The 15,950-nt window shown below is 72.3% G+C and carries 16 protein-coding genes; 10 read left to right on the forward strand and 6 right to left on the reverse strand.

Translation table 11 applies throughout. From position 1 onward, the window contains the following. The 5 genes from dnaK to VIW71_RS24295 form a co-directional block, all read right to left on the reverse strand. Positions 1 to 1,438, reverse strand: a 1,438-nt coding sequence (gene dnaK, locus VIW71_RS24275) for a molecular chaperone DnaK (protein ID WP_331624723.1), incomplete at its 3' end; no start/stop codon positions are given. 370 nt (positions 1,439 to 1,808) lie between these two features. Next, positions 1,809 to 2,096, reverse strand: coding sequence for a dsRBD fold-containing protein (locus VIW71_RS24280; RefSeq protein WP_331624724.1), 288 nt, complete (start codon positions 2,094 to 2,096; stop codon positions 1,809 to 1,811). After that, a complete protein-coding gene (locus VIW71_RS24285; RefSeq protein WP_331624725.1) occupies positions 2,093 to 2,920 on the reverse strand; it encodes a slipin family protein in 828 nt (275 codons plus the stop codon). The genes VIW71_RS24280 and VIW71_RS24285 overlap by 4 nt, the downstream gene beginning before the upstream one ends. Before the next feature lie 115 nt (positions 2,921 to 3,035). Then, the gene (locus VIW71_RS24290) at positions 3,036 to 3,890 is read right to left on the reverse strand and encodes an ABC transporter permease (RefSeq protein WP_331624726.1); all 855 of its coding nucleotides are present in this window, start codon (positions 3,888 to 3,890) and stop codon (positions 3,036 to 3,038) included. Further along, positions 3,887 to 4,594 (reverse strand): ATP-binding cassette domain-containing protein, encoded by a 708-nt coding sequence (locus VIW71_RS24295; protein ID WP_331624728.1) that lies wholly within the window; start codon positions 4,592 to 4,594, stop codon positions 3,887 to 3,889. Before VIW71_RS24295 ends, VIW71_RS24290 begins: the two co-directional genes overlap by 4 nt. Positions 4,595 to 4,788: 194 nt before the next feature. On the opposite strand from VIW71_RS24295, the gene VIW71_RS24300 reads away from it, so the two are divergent. Further along, complete coding sequence (locus VIW71_RS24300; protein WP_331624729.1) at positions 4,789 to 5,766, forward strand: MurR/RpiR family transcriptional regulator; 978 nt, start codon at positions 4,789 to 4,791, stop codon at positions 5,764 to 5,766. Here VIW71_RS24300 and VIW71_RS24305 read toward each other — a convergent pair. After that, positions 5,726 to 6,415: a GntR family transcriptional regulator gene (locus VIW71_RS24305; protein WP_331624730.1), complete on the reverse strand. Its 690-nt coding sequence runs from the start codon at positions 6,413 to 6,415 to the stop codon at positions 5,726 to 5,728. The two genes, VIW71_RS24300 and VIW71_RS24305, sit on opposite strands and share 41 nt — an antisense overlap. Before the next feature lie 398 nt (positions 6,416 to 6,813). On the opposite strand from VIW71_RS24305, the gene VIW71_RS24310 reads away from it, so the two are divergent. The 9 genes from VIW71_RS24310 to VIW71_RS24350 all read left to right on the forward strand — a co-directional run bounded on the left by VIW71_RS24310 (position 6,814) and on the right by VIW71_RS24350 (position 15,942). Continuing rightward, the gene (locus VIW71_RS24310; protein WP_331624732.1) at positions 6,814 to 7,782 is read left to right on the forward strand and encodes an ABC transporter substrate-binding protein; all 969 of its coding nucleotides are present in this window, start codon (positions 6,814 to 6,816) and stop codon (positions 7,780 to 7,782) included. 31 nt (positions 7,783 to 7,813) lie between these two features. Further along, on the forward strand, positions 7,814 to 8,872 hold the full coding sequence (locus VIW71_RS24315; protein WP_331624733.1) for a FecCD family ABC transporter permease: 1,059 nt from the start codon (positions 7,814 to 7,816) through the stop codon (positions 8,870 to 8,872). After that, positions 8,869 to 9,900, forward strand: coding sequence for a FecCD family ABC transporter permease (locus VIW71_RS24320; protein ID WP_331624734.1), 1,032 nt, complete (start codon positions 8,869 to 8,871; stop codon positions 9,898 to 9,900). The genes VIW71_RS24315 and VIW71_RS24320 overlap by 4 nt, the downstream gene beginning before the upstream one ends. 29 nt (positions 9,901 to 9,929) lie before the next feature. After that, positions 9,930 to 10,823 (forward strand): ABC transporter ATP-binding protein, encoded by an 894-nt coding sequence (locus VIW71_RS24325; RefSeq protein WP_331624735.1) that lies wholly within the window; start codon positions 9,930 to 9,932, stop codon positions 10,821 to 10,823. Further along, positions 10,823 to 11,653, forward strand: coding sequence for a carbon-nitrogen hydrolase family protein (locus VIW71_RS24330; protein ID WP_331624736.1), 831 nt, complete (start codon positions 10,823 to 10,825; stop codon positions 11,651 to 11,653). The genes VIW71_RS24325 and VIW71_RS24330 overlap by 1 nt, the downstream gene beginning before the upstream one ends. Then, positions 11,646 to 13,301, forward strand: a complete 1,656-nt coding sequence (locus VIW71_RS24335) for an amidohydrolase (protein ID WP_331624737.1) — start codon at positions 11,646 to 11,648, stop codon at positions 13,299 to 13,301. The genes VIW71_RS24330 and VIW71_RS24335 overlap by 8 nt, the downstream gene beginning before the upstream one ends. Beyond that, positions 13,298 to 14,269 (forward strand): acetamidase/formamidase family protein, encoded by a 972-nt coding sequence (locus tag VIW71_RS24340; RefSeq protein WP_331624738.1) that lies wholly within the window; start codon positions 13,298 to 13,300, stop codon positions 14,267 to 14,269. The genes VIW71_RS24335 and VIW71_RS24340 overlap by 4 nt, the downstream gene beginning before the upstream one ends. A 141-nt stretch (positions 14,270 to 14,410) precedes the next feature. Beyond that, entirely contained in the window at positions 14,411 to 15,229 is an 819-nt protein-coding gene (locus VIW71_RS24345; protein WP_331624739.1) for a hypothetical protein, read from the forward strand. After that, positions 15,220 to 15,942 carry a VIT1/CCC1 transporter family protein gene (locus VIW71_RS24350; RefSeq protein ID WP_414720831.1) on the forward strand — a complete coding sequence of 241 codons (723 nt, stop codon included), beginning with the start codon at positions 15,220 to 15,222 and terminating at the stop codon, positions 15,940 to 15,942. The genes VIW71_RS24345 and VIW71_RS24350 overlap by 10 nt, the downstream gene beginning before the upstream one ends. Positions 15,943 to 15,950: the final 8 nt, after the last annotated feature.

Raw genomic sequence — 15,950 nt, forward strand, 5'->3', positions numbered from 1 at the left:
CGGTGACGGTCATCCGCTGCTCCTTGCCGGTGCCCAGGTCCTTCGCGCCGACGTGCATGATGCCGTTGGCGTCGATGTCGAAGGTGACCTCGATCTGCGGCATCCCGCGCGGGGCCGGCGGCAGACCGGTCAGCTCGAACACACCGAGTCTCTTGTTGTAGGCGGCGATCTCCCGCTCGCCCTGGTAGACCTGGATCTGCACCGACGGCTGGTTGTCCTCGGCAGTGGTGAAGATCTCCGAGCGCCTGGTCGGGATCGTGGTGTTGCGCTCGATCAGCTTGGTCATGATGCCGCCCTTGGTCTCGATACCCAGGGACAGCGGGGTGACGTCGAGCAGCAGGACGTCCTTGACCTCGCCCTTGAGCACACCGGCCTGCAAGGACGCACCGACCGCCACGACCTCGTCCGGGTTCACGCCCTTGTGCGGCTCCTTGCCGCCGGTCAGGTCCCGTACCAGGTCGGTCACGGCGGGCATCCGGGTCGAGCCGCCCACCAGGATCACATGGTCGATGCCGGCCACCTCGATGCCGGCGTCCTGGACGGCGTTGTGGAACGGCGTCTTGCATCGGTCCAGCAGGTCCGCGGTGAGCTGCTGGAACTGGGCACGGGTCAGCTTCTCGTCCAGGTGCAGCGGACCGTCCGCGGAGGCGCTGATGTAGGGCAGGTTGACGGTGGTCTCGGTCGCCGCGGACAGCTCGATCTTGGCCCGCTCCGCGGCCTCGCGCAGCCGCTGGATGGCCATCTTGTCCTTGGTGAGATCCACGCCGTGGTGGTTCTTGAACTGCTTGGCCAGATGGTCGACGACCCGCTGGTCCCAGTCGTCACCGCCCAGATGCGTGTCGCCGTTGGTGGCCTTCACCTCGACCACGCCGTCGCCGATCTCCAGCAGCGAGACGTCGAAGGTGCCGCCGCCGAGGTCGAAGACGAGGATCGTCTGGTCGCCCTCCTTGTCCAGCCCGTACGCCAGGGCCGCGGCCGTCGGCTCGTTGATGATCCTCAGCACCTTCAGCCCGGCGATCTCGCCTGCCTCCTTGGTGGCGGTGCGCTGCGCGTCGTTGAAGTACGCGGGCACGGTGATCACCGCGTCGGTGACGTCCTCGCCCAGGTACGCCTCGGCGTCCCGCTTCAGCTTCTGCAGCACCCGGGCCGAGATCTCCTGCGCGGTGTACCGCTTGCCGTCGATGCCGCCGCTCTCCGGGAACCGCCACTGGGCCTCACCCATGTGGCGCTTCACCGACCGGACGGTTCGCTCCACGTTCGTCACCGCCTGGCGCTTGGCGATCTCGCCCACCAGGATGTCGCCGCCCTTGGCGAACCCCACGACCGACGGCGTGGTCCTGGCGCCCTCGGTGTTGGTGATGACCGTCGGCTCGCCGCCCTCCAGCACACTGACGACGGAGTTGGTCGTCCCGAGGTCGATACCGACCGCACGTGCCATGGTGAGTCCTCCTCGTCTCTCCTGGGCACCCTCCGGAAAGTTGCCTTACCTTCGTAATAAAACTTGAGTCGCATGATGTCAAAGCAACCGGCTCACCAGCACGGGTTCCGCTCCCCGCGGCCGAGGGAGCCGCACCCGCCTCGGGAGAGGGCGGGGCCGGCCCCACCCGCCGCGGCGGTCGGGCCCCGGCGGGTGCGTTGCCATGGGCCACCTGCGCGAGCGGGTGGCGGAAGGCGGGGAGGTGCAAGCGGCCGGTCGGCGGATGACCCGGCCGGCGAGCGGGCACGCGTCGCTGAGCGCGCCGCGATGCGGGCGGCGCGGCGGGCGTTCGAGCATCCCCCGGTACTGCGCCGGGGCCGGCGCTGGGCCGTCAGGGGCTGACAGACGGGGGCTGGTTCGCCGCGGCGTCGGCCGTTCCGGCGCGCACCAGTTGTCTGCCCAGTTCGAGCAGGGCCCGGCCTGCCGCGTACTCGTCCCCGATCTCGGGGACGGGCCGATCGTGCGGGTTGCGGTGCGCGGTGGCGTGCGTCACCAGGGTGTTGTCACCCGTGTCGAGCGCCGCCCGCACCGAGGTGACGTCCTCGTCCTCCTCGAAGATGTCCAGTCGCAGGGTCCACGTCTTGGTGCGGGCCGGTTCCGCTGATTTCTGCTGAGTCATGACGTTGTCCGCCCTTCCGCCGAGGTGGGGCTGGGGTTCCCGTCCCGCCCGCCGCTCCGGGCGGGCGGCGCGAGGGCCACCGGTGGGGACGAGGCCTGCGCGGCGGGCCGGTTCTCGTCGGCGATGAACCGGGTGACGGCGCGGGCGCTGTCCAGGAACTGCGCGGGGAAGACGATGGTGCTGTTCTTCTCCGCGGCGATCTCGGCCAGTATCTGGAGGTTCCTCAACTGGAGGGCGATCGGGTGATCGGCGATGACGTCGGCCGCCTCGCCGAGCCGCCCGGCGCTCAGCGCCTCACCCTCGGCCGCGATGATCTTCGCGCGCTTCTCCCGTTCGGCCTCCGCCTGGCGGGCCATCGCCCGCTGCATGGTCACCGGGAGCTCGATGTCCTTCAGCTCCACCAGGAACACCGACACGCCCCACTGCTGGGTGATGCCGTCCAGGATCTCCCTGATCGCCAGGTTCAGGGTGTGGGTGTCGGTGAGCACCTGGTCCAGCAGCGACCGCCCGACGATGTTGCGGACCGTCGTCTGCGCGATCTGCCCGACCGCGGCGCCCACGTTCTCGATCTCGACGATCGCCTTGACCGCGTCCACCCGCCGGAAGTACGCCACGGCGGCCACGCCGATCGACACGTTGTCCCGGGTGATCACCTGCTGCGACGGCACCGGCATGGTGACCGTCCGCAGGCTCACCTTCCACATGCGGTCCGACAGCGGGATCATGAAGTGGATGCCCGGCTTGCGCACACCCCGCAGCCGCCCGAGCCGGAACACGACGCCCCGCTCGTACTGCCGCACGATGGCGACTCCCAGATTCGGCATGACCCCCGCCTCCTCCTGTGGTCCTCCTTCCAGCATGCCTCGGTCGGGGCGGTGACGGCGGGCCGGGCTGCGGCGGTGACGGTGGGCCGGGCAGCGGGCCGCCGGCCTGGCGCGGTCAGCCCACGGCCGCCCGGGCCTTCTTCCGCCGTGCGAACAGGGCGAGCGGTCCGGTGCCGGGCCCGGTGCCGGGTGCCGAGAGCGGGCGCAGACGCAGCGCGTCGTCGAAGAGCTGACGGGTCATCAGTTTCCCGACGAGGACGGCTCCCATGGCGGGGGCGCTGAGCGAGATGTAGACCACGACGAGCTGGTAGCGGATGGCGAGCAGGGGCGGGACGCCGGCCAGGATGAGGCCGGTCATGGCCCCCGGCAGCGTGATGAGTCCGACGACCTTCGTGGCGTCGATGGGCGGCAGCAGCGCCGTGCGCAGGACCGCGCGCAGGCGCGGCCTGACGGACTCGGCGGCGGACAGACCCAGGACCAGCCTGGCCTCCACCTCCGCCCGGTTCCGCTCGACCTCCTCGCGCAGCCGGGCGAGGGCCACCGAGCAGATCGGCAGGATGGCGTTGACGACCATCCCGCCCACCGGGACCACGGTCCGGGGAGCGCCGACGATGTGGGCGGCGAGCAGAACCGCCATGGTGGCACCGGTCGCCACACCGATGGCGAGGGTGGCGACGAGCCGGGGCCGGGGAAGGCCGGCGCCGCGCCGGCCGGCCACCTGCCCGGCGATGAGGACCATCGCCGCGACCCAGGCGAGGCTGCCGGGCAGTCCCGCGTGTGTGAACAGCCAGGACAGGATCGCGCCGATGGCGATCAGTTGCACGGCGGCGCGGCAGGCGACGACGAGCACGTCGCGGCCCAGTCCGAGCCTCCCGCGCACCACCAGGGCGTAGCCGGTGGCGACGAAGACCACGGAGAAGGCCACCGACAGCCAGTCCGGCACTTCGTAGGCGGACGCCTGCGAGCTCATGTCAGGCTCCCTTTCAGATAGAGGCGAGCGCGTTCGTCGGCCGGGCCGGCGAAGACCTCGTCCGCCGGGCCGGTCGCGGCGAGTTCCCCGCCGCTGAGAATGATCACGTCGTCGGCGAGCCGCTTGGCCTGGTCCAGGTTGTGGCTGACCAGGACGGTGGTCACGCCACTCGCCTTCAGGCCGTGCAGCACCTCTTCCACGGCGGCTCCCGCGACCGGGTCGAGTGCGGCGGTCGGCTCGTCGAGCAGCACCGCCTCGGGGCCGACAGCCAGGGCGCGGGCCAGGCAGACGCGCTGGGACTCACCGCCGGACAGACTCCGGCGGTCCCGGCCGAGCCAGTCGCCGGTCAGGCCGACCCGCTCGAGCAGGTCCACCGCCTCCTCCTCGGTCAGCGCCGGCCGGCCGACCCGCAGGTCGGCCAGCACGGTCGGCATGAGGGGGATCGGCTGCTGCTGGACGAACCCCACCCTGCGGCGCAGTTCGCGGACATCGTGCGAGGCCAGCGGGCGGTCGTCCAGCATGATCCGCCCCTGCGCCGGCTCCTCCAGCCGGACGAGGAGACGCAGCAGCGTGGACTTGCCCACGCCGCTGGGGCCCAGCAGGGCGGTACACCGCCCGGAGCGGATCCGCGCGTGGAGGCCGCGCAGGACGACCGTCCCGCCGCGGGCGATGCCGATGTTCTCCAGCCTGAACAAGGTGGGCAAGAAGAGCTCCTTCGACTGCGCTGTGCGGCCGTGGCACGGCCGCTCGCCGGCCGGACACGGGCGGCCGCGAGAATCGGCCGAGAGCATGCGTGTGCGGTCCGGTCGACAGAAAGGTAGGATCTACTACAGAGATAGTCAACACTTGTAGTGATTCCGACAACACGTCGCACGAGAAGTAACAGGGGGTTCATCCGATGAGTTCGTCATCCGGTGGCGGCGACACGCAGCCGTCCGCGGACACGGCCGGCGGCTCACTCGACGAGCGCATCGCCCGGCACGGCGGGAGACTGACCGCGTCCGAGCACCGGGTCGCGGCGTACCTGCGGGAGCACGTCGACGAGGTGGCCTTTCAGAGCGCCGGTGAACTGGGTGCCTCGACGGGCACCAGCGACGCCACCGTGATCCGGACCGTCAAGTCCCTGGGCTACCGCGGCCTTCCGGATCTCAAGCGCGCGCTGCGCAGCGCCGTGAAGCAGCGGATGTCGCCGGCGGAGCAGCTTTCGCACAGTATGGACTCGCTGGGCAAGGACCCCGCGCAGATCCTCAAGCACGCGCTGGCCCTGGCCGTGGACCAGATGGCGGCGGCGGCCCGGACGGTGAACCCGGACGCGTTCCGGGTGGCGACCGAACTGGTCGCCGGCGCCCGGGATGTCGTCGTCCTCGGGGCCGGTCCGCTCGGGTCGGTCGCGGAGTACCTGGCGCTGCGGCTGTCCCGCGTCGGCGTACGGGCGCATGCCACCACGACGACGGGTTACCTGCTGGCGGACGGGCTGGTCAACCTGCGCGAGGGCGACGTGCTCGTGGTCGTGACGGCCGGTCTCACCACCCCGGAACTGTCCGCCGCCCTGGACCACGCCCACCGCGCGGGGGCGTCGGTCGTCGCACTGACCGACACCGTGCCCGCGGTCACCGCGGGCCGGATCGCCGCGAGCCTCGTGGTCCCGACCGCGCCGGCCCGCCGTATCAGTGCGGTCTCCACGATCACCATGCTCGCCGAGGCACTGGTCATCGCGGTCGCCGCGCAGGATCCGGAGGGTTCGCTGTCCGCCGTGGAGAGCCTGATCGCGCTGCGCGGCCGGTTCACCGGCGAGCCGCTGGGCGAACCCGGGCCGGTCGCCGACTGGCCGCTGGTCAGCGACCGGGAGGGGAAGGAGCGGCGAGCATACGGCTGAGGCGGGCCTGGATCCGCTCCCAGGAGTTGAACCAGTTCGTCTTGGCGGCCTCCCGCGCCCGGGCGGCGTCCCGGGCGGTGAGCGCTTCGATGATCGCGACGTGCTCCCGGTGCGCCTCCTCGCGGATCTGCGCGTCCTGGAAGGCGACGTTCTCCAGCCGGCGCAGTTCCGACTGGACCTGACCCATCATCTCGATCAGCGGCTGGTTGCCCGAGGCGCGGTGGTAGACGCCGTGCAACTCCGCGTCGAGCAGCCGGAGCCGCGCGGGGTCGCGCTCGGCGGCCAGCCGGTCGAGGATGCCCCGCATCTCCGCGATCTCCGGGTCGGTCAGCTGCCCGGCCGCCAGCTCGGCGGCCAGGCCGTCGAGTTCACCACCCAGCCGGTAGAGGGAGGGCGCCCGCTCGTACCGCAGTGCGGCGACCCGGGTACCGCGGCCCCGGGCGAACTCGATCAGCCCCTCCTGCGAGAGCCGGATGAGCGCCTCGCGGACGGGGGTGCGGCTGACTCCCAGGAGCTGGGCGATCTCCACGTCCCGGACGGCCTCGCCGGCCTCCAGGGGGCCATCGATGATCCACTCCCTGAGCTGCTGGTAGGCAACGTCCTGAGCGTTCTCATGGGTGCTTGCCCGGTCCCTGTTCGGCAACGGCATGTCGGTCCAGAACCTCCACAGCGGCGGCATTCTTCATACAGCATGCGCCGACGGCCCCAGCGCGCGCTTGCATCATCTTACGTTGCCCCCTCTTCAGGCGTGCAATATATCGCATACGGAAGCGCAAGGATGCAATTATGTCCGATATGCGAGTTCCTGCTCGGTCGGCAACCTTGACGGAACCTCGGCTTCCGCCGAGGGCACCGCAGCGCCGGCACTCAGGTTACCGTCGTGGATCTGCGCGTTAACGCTGGTCAGCCCTACTGGCCAGTCCGCGGCCCCGAATATTGACAGCAGGTTAACGATAGGCGAAGGGCTTGACCGAGGATGGCGTGGACACCCAAGCTTCCGCATATCGCATACGCCATATCTCCCGCCTCTGAGCGTCAGGAGTGAACATGGTCGACATCTGTCGCCTCCCCTTCCGCAGACTGGCCGCGCTGGTCGTCGGACTCGTACTCGTCACGCTGGCCGCCTGTGCCCCCAGCAGCGACAGCGCCCCGTCCTCGGCCGCGCCGGCAGCGTCGGACTCCCTCTCCGTCCAGCACGCCGGCGGCACCCTGAAGCTGCCCAAGCCGGCCGTCCGGGTGGCCGCCATGCAGTGGCAGTTCGTCGAAGACCTGGTCGCGATGGGTGTACAGCCCACGATGATCGCCGACGAACAGGTCACGGGGTCCGCCGCCCCGATCCCGCCCCAGGTGAAGGGGAAGATCCACGACTACGTCTCACTGGGCAGCCGGGTCTCGCCCAACCTCGAAGTGCTCGCGTCGCAGCCGGTCGACCTGATCATCGCGGACAAGAACGAGCACCTGAAGGACTACGCACAGTTCTCCAAGATCGCCCCCACCCTCATTCTGGACACCACCAGTTGGGCCGACTTCTTCCCCAACCTGGAGAAGATCGGCCAGGCGGTCGGCCGGTCCGACAAGGCCGCCGAGGTGGAGAAGTCGGTCAAGGACAAGCTGGCGGAAGCCAAGGCCGAGCTCGGCACCCAGACCTCGCGTGCCCTGCTCGCGGTGCCCACACCGGACAAGTTCTTCGCCTTCACCGCCAACTCGATGCAGGCCGGCATATTGGGCGCGATGGGCCTGACCTACGCCTACCAGCAGGTGCCGGGCCAGCTCTCCGTCCCGGTCGACCTGGAGAAGCTGCCCCCGACCAAGCCCGACGTCGTCTTCCTGGCCGCCTTCGCCGGTGACCCCAAGATCACCGACAAGTGGAAGGGCAACCCGCTCTGGACGGACCTGCCCGCGGTCCGGCACGGCCGGGTGGCGCTCGTGGACCGGGGCATCTGGTCGCTCGGCCGCGGTCCCCTGTCGGTGCCGCTCGTGGTGGACCAGACCCTCGACACGCTGCACGCCGGCTGAGCGGGCGGCAGCCCACGACGAGGAGCAAGCCATGACGACGATGACGGCCCCCGTGGCCGCAGAGAACCCGGCCACACCCGCCGGCACCGACCGGCGCTGGGCGGCCCCGCTGCTCACCGTGGTGGTGGCACTGGCCGCGGCGGCGCTGCTCAGCCTGATGATCGGCGGCGGCCGGACGCTCTCCCCCGGTGTGGTCTGGCACGCGCTGCTGGGCGGCACCGACGCGCAGACGCACGCGACCGTCCATGACATCCGCCTGCCTCGCACCCTGGTCGCGCTGCTGGTCGGGGCGAGCCTGGGCGTCGCCGGCGCCCTGGTGCAGGGGGTCACCCGCAACCCGATCGTGGAACCGGCGGTCGTCGGGATCAACTCCGGTGCGGCCCTGGCGATCGCCGCCACCACGTACGTGATGGGCGCGGCGACCTTCCAGGTGGCCGGTCTGGACCTGATGCCCCTGGTGGCGCTGGCCGGCGCCGCCGCCGCCACCGGGCTGGTCTATGCCGTCGTCTCCGGGGCGGACATGACGCCCGGCCGGATCGCCCTGGCCGGGGTGACCATCGCGATGCTGGCCAACTCGCTGGTCATGAGCATCGTGATACTCAACGACGCGGCGGTGCGGTTCGTGCTGCACTACCTGGTCGGCGGGATCGACGGCGTCACCTGGGAGAGCGTCCGGACGCTCGCGCCGTACACCGTGGTGGGCATCGCCGGCGCGCTGCTGCTCGCCCGGTCGGTGACGCTGCTGGCCCTGGGCGACGACGTGGCCCGCTCCCTCGGCGTCCGGGTGGAGCGGATCCGCCGTGCCGTGCTGGGCCTGATCGTGCTGCTGGCCGGCGCGGCGGTGGCGGTGGCCGGCCCGATCGCCATGGTCGGGCTGATCGTGCCGCACATCGCCCGGTGGTCACTCGGCAACGACTACCGGCGGGTGCTGCCGTTCGCCGCGGCAGTCGGGGCACTGCTGCTGATCTGCGCCGACCTGGTGACCCGGCTGCTGCCGTCCCCGGTCGAGACCCCGGTCGGCGTGCTGACCGCGCTGCTCGGCACTCCCTATTTCGTCTACCTGGCCCGGCGTGGAAGGGGCGCGGTATGACCGCACAGGCCGTCAACACCTACGCACATGTCAGGGCCCGCCGCCGGGTGACTCTGCTGGTGCTGTTCCTGTTCGTGATCGCCATGGGCGTCGCCGGCGTCGGCATCGGCGCGGTGCCGCTGGGGCTGGGCCGGGTGGTCCGGGGGCTCACCGGGGCCGGCAGCTACGCCGACTACCAGGTGGTGGTGAACTTCCGGCTGCCACGGATCGTGGTGGGTGCCTGTGTCGGCGCCGCCCTTGCCGTGTCCGGCGCTATTTTGCAGGCGGTGACCCGCAACCCGCTCGCCTCACCGGCGATCATCGGCGTGAACGGCGGCGCGGGTGTGGGCGCCCTGGTCGCGCTGAGCTTCCTGCCCGGCAGCGTGGCGGGCTGGCTCACCCCGGCCGCCGCGTTCGCCGGCGCGGCGGTGACCGGCGCGACGGTGTACCTGCTGGCCCGCCGCGACGGCATCGTGAATCCGGCGCGGCTGGCCCTGGTGGGTGTCGCCGTCGGTGGTGTGACGCTGGCGATCATCCAACTCGTCCTGGTGCTCACCGCCTTCACCGGCGACGTGCAGGCGTCGATGCGCTGGCTCACCGGCAGCCTGTGGGGCCGCACCTGGGAGAACGTCTGGCAGGTCCTGCCGTTCACCGCGGTGCTGCTGCCGCTGGCGTGGCTGATGTCCGACCAGCTCGACCTGCTGGGCCTCGGGGACGACGTGCCCCGGTCCCTCGGCTCCCGGCTGGAACGGCTCAAGGGCCTGCTGCTCGCGCTCGCGGTCGCGCTGGCCGCTTCGGCGGTGGCCGTCGCCGGCACGATCGCGTTCGTCGGGCTGCTGGCTCCGCACCTGTGCCGACGGCTCGTCGGCCCGGGGCACCGGCTGCTGATCCCCACCACCGCGTGCGCCGGCGCGCTGCTCGTCCTGCTGGCCGACGCGGCCGGGCGCGGCCTGCTCCCGCCGACCGAGATACCGGTCGGCCTGTTCACCGCCGTCCTCGGCGCCCCGTACTTCCTGTTCCAGATCCGCCGCGGTCTCGGCCGCGCCTGATCCGCAACAGGTCCTAGCTGGAGGAATTCGTGACACTCGAAACCAGCCACCTCGAACTGGGTTACGGCTCCACCGTGGTCATCCACGACCTGTCGTACACGGTGCCCGAGGGGCGCATCACCTCCCTCGTCGGCCGCAACGGCTGCGGCAAGAGCACTCTGCTGCGGGCGATGGGGCGGCTGAGCCGGCCACGGAGCGGGGCGGTCCTGCTCGACGGCCGCTCGATCGCGCAGACCCCGCCACGGGAGCTGGCCAGGAAGCTGGCGATCCTGCCGCAGTCGCCCAGCGCGCCCGAGGGCATGACCGTCCGCGAACTGGTGCGGCACGGCCGTTACCCGCACCGGCACCTGCTGGGTATGGAGGGTGCCGAGGACCGGCGCGTCATCGCCTGGGCGCTGGAGCAGACCGGCATGCGGGAGCTGGCCGACCGTCCGCTGGACCGGCTGTCCGGCGGCCAGCGCCAGCGGGCGTGGATCGCGCTGGCGCTGGCCCAGGACACCGGAATCGTGCTGCTCGACGAGCCGACGACCTACCTCGACGTGGCGTACCAACTGGAGCTGATGGAGCTGCTGCGCACGCTGAACGCCGAGCACGGGACGACCGTCCTGATGGTGCTGCACGACCTCAACCAGGCGGCGCAGTTCTCGCACGAACTGGTCGCGGTGCGGGGCGGAACGGTGTACGCGGCGGGACCGCCCGCCGAGGTGCTCACCGAACGGATGGTCCGCGACGTGTTCGGCCTGGAGTCCGACATCACCACCGACCCGCGCACCGGGTCCCCGCTGTGTCTCCCGTACGCCCTGGCCCGCACGGAGGGCACGCCGAAGAAGAGCGCCGACAGCCCGGCCGACGCCCACGACGCCGACGACGCCGACGACGCAGCCGGCACGGTCCAGCCCGTCTCCACGGGGGTGGGTGCGTGATGCGGGTCGGACTGGTGCAGTTGCGTTCCGGGGAGGACCGCAACGCGAACCTGGAACGGATCGCCGAGGCGGTACGGCAGGCGGCGGCCTCCGGCTGCGAGCTGGTCGCACTGCCCGAGGCGTGCACGTACCGGGGGCCCTTCGCGGCGGACCTCGTGGAGGACCTCGGCGGCCCCGTGCTGAGCCGGATCGGGGCGCTCGCCGCCGAACACGGCATCCGGGTGCTGGTCGGCGGGATCTGGTTGCGCTCGCCCCGCCCGGACCGGCCGTACAACAGCGCGGTGCTGATCGACCGCGACGGGCAGCCGGTGGCGGTGTACCGCAAGGTGCATCTGTTCCAGATCGACGACGACGATGTGGTGGAGCAGGAGTCGGCGTTCACCTCACCCGGCGACGAACTGGTCGCTGTCGGCTGCGGCGAGCACACCCTCGGTCTGTCGATCTGCTACGACCTGCGCTTCCCCGAGGTCTACCGGAACCTGGTGGACGTGGGGGCCACGGTGCTGTGCGTACCGGCGAACTTCGCCGTGCGCACCGGGCGGTCCCACTGGGAGGCGCTGCTGCGCGCCCGGGCCATCGAGAACCTTTCCTACGTCGTCGCGCCGGCCCAGATCGGACCGGACAGCACCGGGTTCGAGGCGTACGGACACAGCATGGTCGTCGATCCGTGGGGCACCGTGCTGGCCACCGCGGCCGACGACGAGCTGCTGATCACGGCCGACCTTTCCGGCAAGCGGGTGGCGGACTGCCGGTCCACGCTGCCGGCCCTGGGCGACGTCCGCCCCGATGTGTACGCCAAGCCGGTACGAGGGGAGCAGTACGGTGAGTGACACCCAGACACTGCGCCTGGTGAACGCGACCGTGCCCCCCGGACCGTGGGTGGGCCGGACCGGTCCAGGGCGGGTCACCGTCGATCTCCGGGGCGGCCGGATCAGCGCCGTGACATTGGCCGGTGAGCGCCCGGACGGCCCCGCCCCGGACCGCGTCATCGACCTCGCCGGCGCCCACCTGCTGCCGGGATTCGTCGATTCGCACACCCATCTCGGCTGGGCGGCCGAGGACCAGTGGACTGTGAACTGGGCGGGCGTGACCACCCGCGCCGCGGCCCTGGCCCGCGTGCGCACCGTCGCCGCCCGGGTCGACCCCGGGCTCTGGGTCACCGGCGGTGGCTGGCTGCCGGGCACGCCGGCCCCCCAGGAGCTGCCCGACCGCACCGAGCTGGACCGGGTGTCGGGGGACCATCCGCTGCTGCTGGTCAGCCGGGACCGCTCCACCGCCCTGCTCAACTCCCGGGCGCTGGCACTGTGCCGGATCGACCGCCACAGCGCGGACCCGCCCGGCGGCCGTATCGAGCGGGACGAACACGGCGACCCCACCGGGCGGCTGACCGGGGAGGCCGTCTGGGGCCGGCTCGCGCTCGGCGTGGTGCCGCCGCCCAACCGCCACCGCCGGCTGGCCGAACTGCGCGCCCTGCTGCGCGACATGGCCGCGCGGGGCATCACCGAGGTGCACGACATCGCCACGGTTCCCCGGGAGGACGGCCCGGCCGAGATCCACGAGGAGCGCAGCTTCACCGATGTACGGCTGCTCGCCGCGCTGGCCGACCGCGGCGAACTGACCGCACGTGTCTCCTACCGCCCGTCGCTGCGACGGGTCGAGGAGCCCGCGGACCTCACGGTCGGCGACGGCGGCGGACTGATCGGTTTCGCGGGCTACAAGCTCTCCCTGGACAACGGCTGGTTCTCCCAGCCTCCGGGGCAGCCGCGCATCGACTCGTTCCGCTATCCGGGCCTGGAACAGGCGGTCAAGCTCGCGGCGATGGCCGACACCGCCGGCGCGCCGACGTCGATCCACGCGATGGGCGACCTCGGTGTGGCCGAAGCCCTCGACCTCTACGGGTGCCTGCCCGGCCGTCTCGGCACGGCCCGGCCCCCGCACCGGCTCATCCACGCCCGCCGCATGTCGCCCGCCGACATCGCCCGGTGCGCCGGCCTCGGTGTGGTGGTGGAGGCACAGCCGTGGGAGGTGATCGGCGCCGGCCCGAAGAACGCCCGGCGCGGTGACGAGGCGTTCGGCGCGATGCTCAGTCCGTTCCGCAGCCTGCTCGACGCCGGCGTCACCGTGTCGTTCGGCAGTGACCGGCGGATCGGCATGCGGACCGACCTGCTCGACGCCGACCCCCTGACCGGGGTCCAGATCGCGGTCACCCGGCAGGACCCCACCGAAGACGCCGACAGCCCGGTGTGGCAGCCCGAGCAGCGGATCACGGTCACCGAGGCGCTGGCATGCGCCACCGTGGCCGGCGTCCGCGCGGCCGGGGCCGCGTACCGGCGGGGGCGGATCGAGCCCGGCCACGACGCGGATCTGACGGTGCTGGGCGGCGATCCCCGGCGGATCGCCCCCGGCGACATCTCGACCCTTCCCGTGCTGCTCACCGTGAGCGCCGGCCGGATCGTTCACGAGGAGGTGGGCGCGTGACCGGCTTGCGCATCCCACGGACCGACCACCGCTTCTCCTTCGCCGCCGACGCGGAACCGTACGCCCGCGTCCGGCCCGGCGGCCGGGTCGTGGTGGAGACACTCGACTGCTTCTCCAACAAGATCACCTCGGAGAGCCAGGTGTTCGAGCGGGAGTCGGACCTGCTCGACCTCATCGGGGCCTTCAACCCGGTCAGCGCGCCACTGTACGTGGAGGGCGCGCGGCCCGGCGACATGCTGGCCGTGCACATCGAGGACATCCAGGTCGGCACCGTGGAGCCGTACGCGGTCACCGTGGTCACCGGGGACCGCGGATCGGTGTGCGGGCGGCAGTCGCACGTGGTCGGCGGTCGCGCGCGGACCGCGGTGTGCGCGATCGAGGACGGCGAGGTGCGGCTGGCGACCGGCCGGGGCACCGCGCGCCTGCCGGTACGGCCCATGGTCGGCACCATCGGCACCGCCCCCGCCGCAGGGGAGCACATCTCCCTGGTGTTCGACCCGGGCCACTGCGGCAACGTGGACTGCCCCCAGGTGACCGTCGGGGCGACCGTCCTGCTGCCGGTGAACGTGCCGGGCGGGCTGGTCTCCCTCGGCGACGTGCACGCGCTGATGGGTGACGCGGAGGTCACCGGTATGGCGCTGGAGACACACGCCGACGTGACCGTCCGGGTGGACCTTCTGCCCGCCGGCTCGGTGACCGGACCGGCCGTGCCACGGCTCGACGACGCCGACCACATCGGCTCTCTGGGCTGCCGGTTCGGCGACAGCGTGGACGGCAACCTGCACGCGGCCTTCGAGGACCTGCTGCGGCGGCTCGGCGAGGAGTACCGGCTCGCGCCCGACGAGGCGTTCGTCCTGCTCGGCTCGATGGCCGAGGTGACCGTCAACCAGTGCGTCGGGGGCGGCTGGACCGCCACGTACGTCCGCGTCCCGCGTGCCGCCCTGCCCGGCGGCCGGTACTGGCACTGACCCGGCCGGGGGTCCTGCCGGGCGGGCCCCGTACCCGGCGGGCGCCACACCCCGCCGGAGGCAGAACCGGCCGGCGCGCCACGGGGCGCCACTTCAGGAGGTCCCGCCGGATCTCCGCCACGCCCGAAAGGAGAATCTCGGATGCTGCCTGTCCGCCCCGCCGCGGCGCCGGAGCCGTCGCTGCGTCCGGTTGAGGCTGCCCTCGCCGGCCTGCGGCGGCGCGGGCTCGGCCCGGCCGGCGTCGCCGATCCCCTGGTGGTCGCCGACACCCGGGGCTGGGAGCCCGCCACCGGTCTGCTCGACGGCTCGCGGCTGCCCGCGCTGCTGGAGTACCCGGCCGCGCGGTGGAACGCGGCGCCGCACGCCTCGGCCACACTGGCGTGGAAGGCGTACACCTACTGGCTGGCCCACCTGGTCCTGCTCGGCTGGACCAGCCGCCGGGTGCCGCGCCTCTCGGCGGAGAACACACTGGTCCGGCTGGACGGCCGGCCTCCGTACGTGACCGTCGGGCTGCGGACGGGGGCGATGACCGCGGTCGGCACCGACCGCGGCCGGCCAGGCGCCGAGGTGACCACCGTGGGAGCCGACGACGAACTGCTCGCGGTCCTCCGCGAGGAACTGCTGGAGCGTCACCTCATACCCCTGGCCGCCGCGATCCGGCAGCGGACCGCAGTGGGCAGCCGGACGCTGTGGGGCGAAGTGGCCGCCGGCCTCGGCCGGGTCGCCGACCGTACCCGGCCGGTCCGCGGCGGACCGCCGGGCGGTGACCTGGTCGCCCTGCTGCACACGCTCGGCGTCGACCACCTGGTCGGGCTGCGGTCCGAGCGGACCGGCCGGGTGACCGTACGGCGGCGGACCTGCTGCCTGGCGTTCACCGTCTCCGGCCTGGACGGCCCGTGCGCCGACTGCCGTATCCCCGCTTCCCGCACCACCACCTCACGACAGGAGAGATCTCGATGACCACGACGGCCGACAAGCCGGTGGAGATACACCGGCATCACCGCGACGTGACCGGCGGCTGGCTGCGGCCGGCCGTGTTCGGGGTCATGGACGGGCTGGTGTCCAACGCCGCGCTCATCGCCGGTGTCGTCGGAGGCGGCGCTCCGGCCTCCGCCACGGCGGTGGCCGGGCTGGCCGGGCTGGTGGCCGGCGCCTGCTCAATGGCCACCGGGGAGTACACCTCCGTCGCCTCGCAGAGCGAACTGGTCCACGCCGAGATCGCCGTGGAGCGGGCGGAGTTGGCCAAGCATCCCGAGGACGAGCAGCGGGAGCTGGCGCTGCTGTTCCAGACGCGCGGCCTCGACGCCGAGCTCGCGGCCGAGGTGGCGGAGCGGCTGCACCGCGACCCCGACGTGGCCTGGCGCGTTCACGTGCGCGAGGAGCTGGGAGTCGACCCGGACGATCTTCCGTCGCCGTGGGTGGCGGCCGGTTCGTCGTTCCTGGCGTTCGCCCTCGGCGCGCTCATCCCGCTGCTGCCGTTCCTGCTGGGCCGGGCGAGCCTGGGTGCCGCCCTCACCCTGTCCGTGATCGCGCTGTTCGTGGCGGGCGCGGCGGTGGCCCGGCTGACCGGCAGGTCGGTCTGGTTCGGCGGCGGCCGTCAACTCGTACTGGGCGCCGCCGCCGCGGTGGTCACGTTCGGCGTCGGCTCAGTCGTGGGCACCGGCCTCGGCTGAGCCGGGCA

This window comes from Streptomyces sp., assembly GCF_036524955.1.
GTDB lineage: Bacteria > Actinomycetota > Actinomycetes > Streptomycetales > Streptomycetaceae > Actinacidiphila.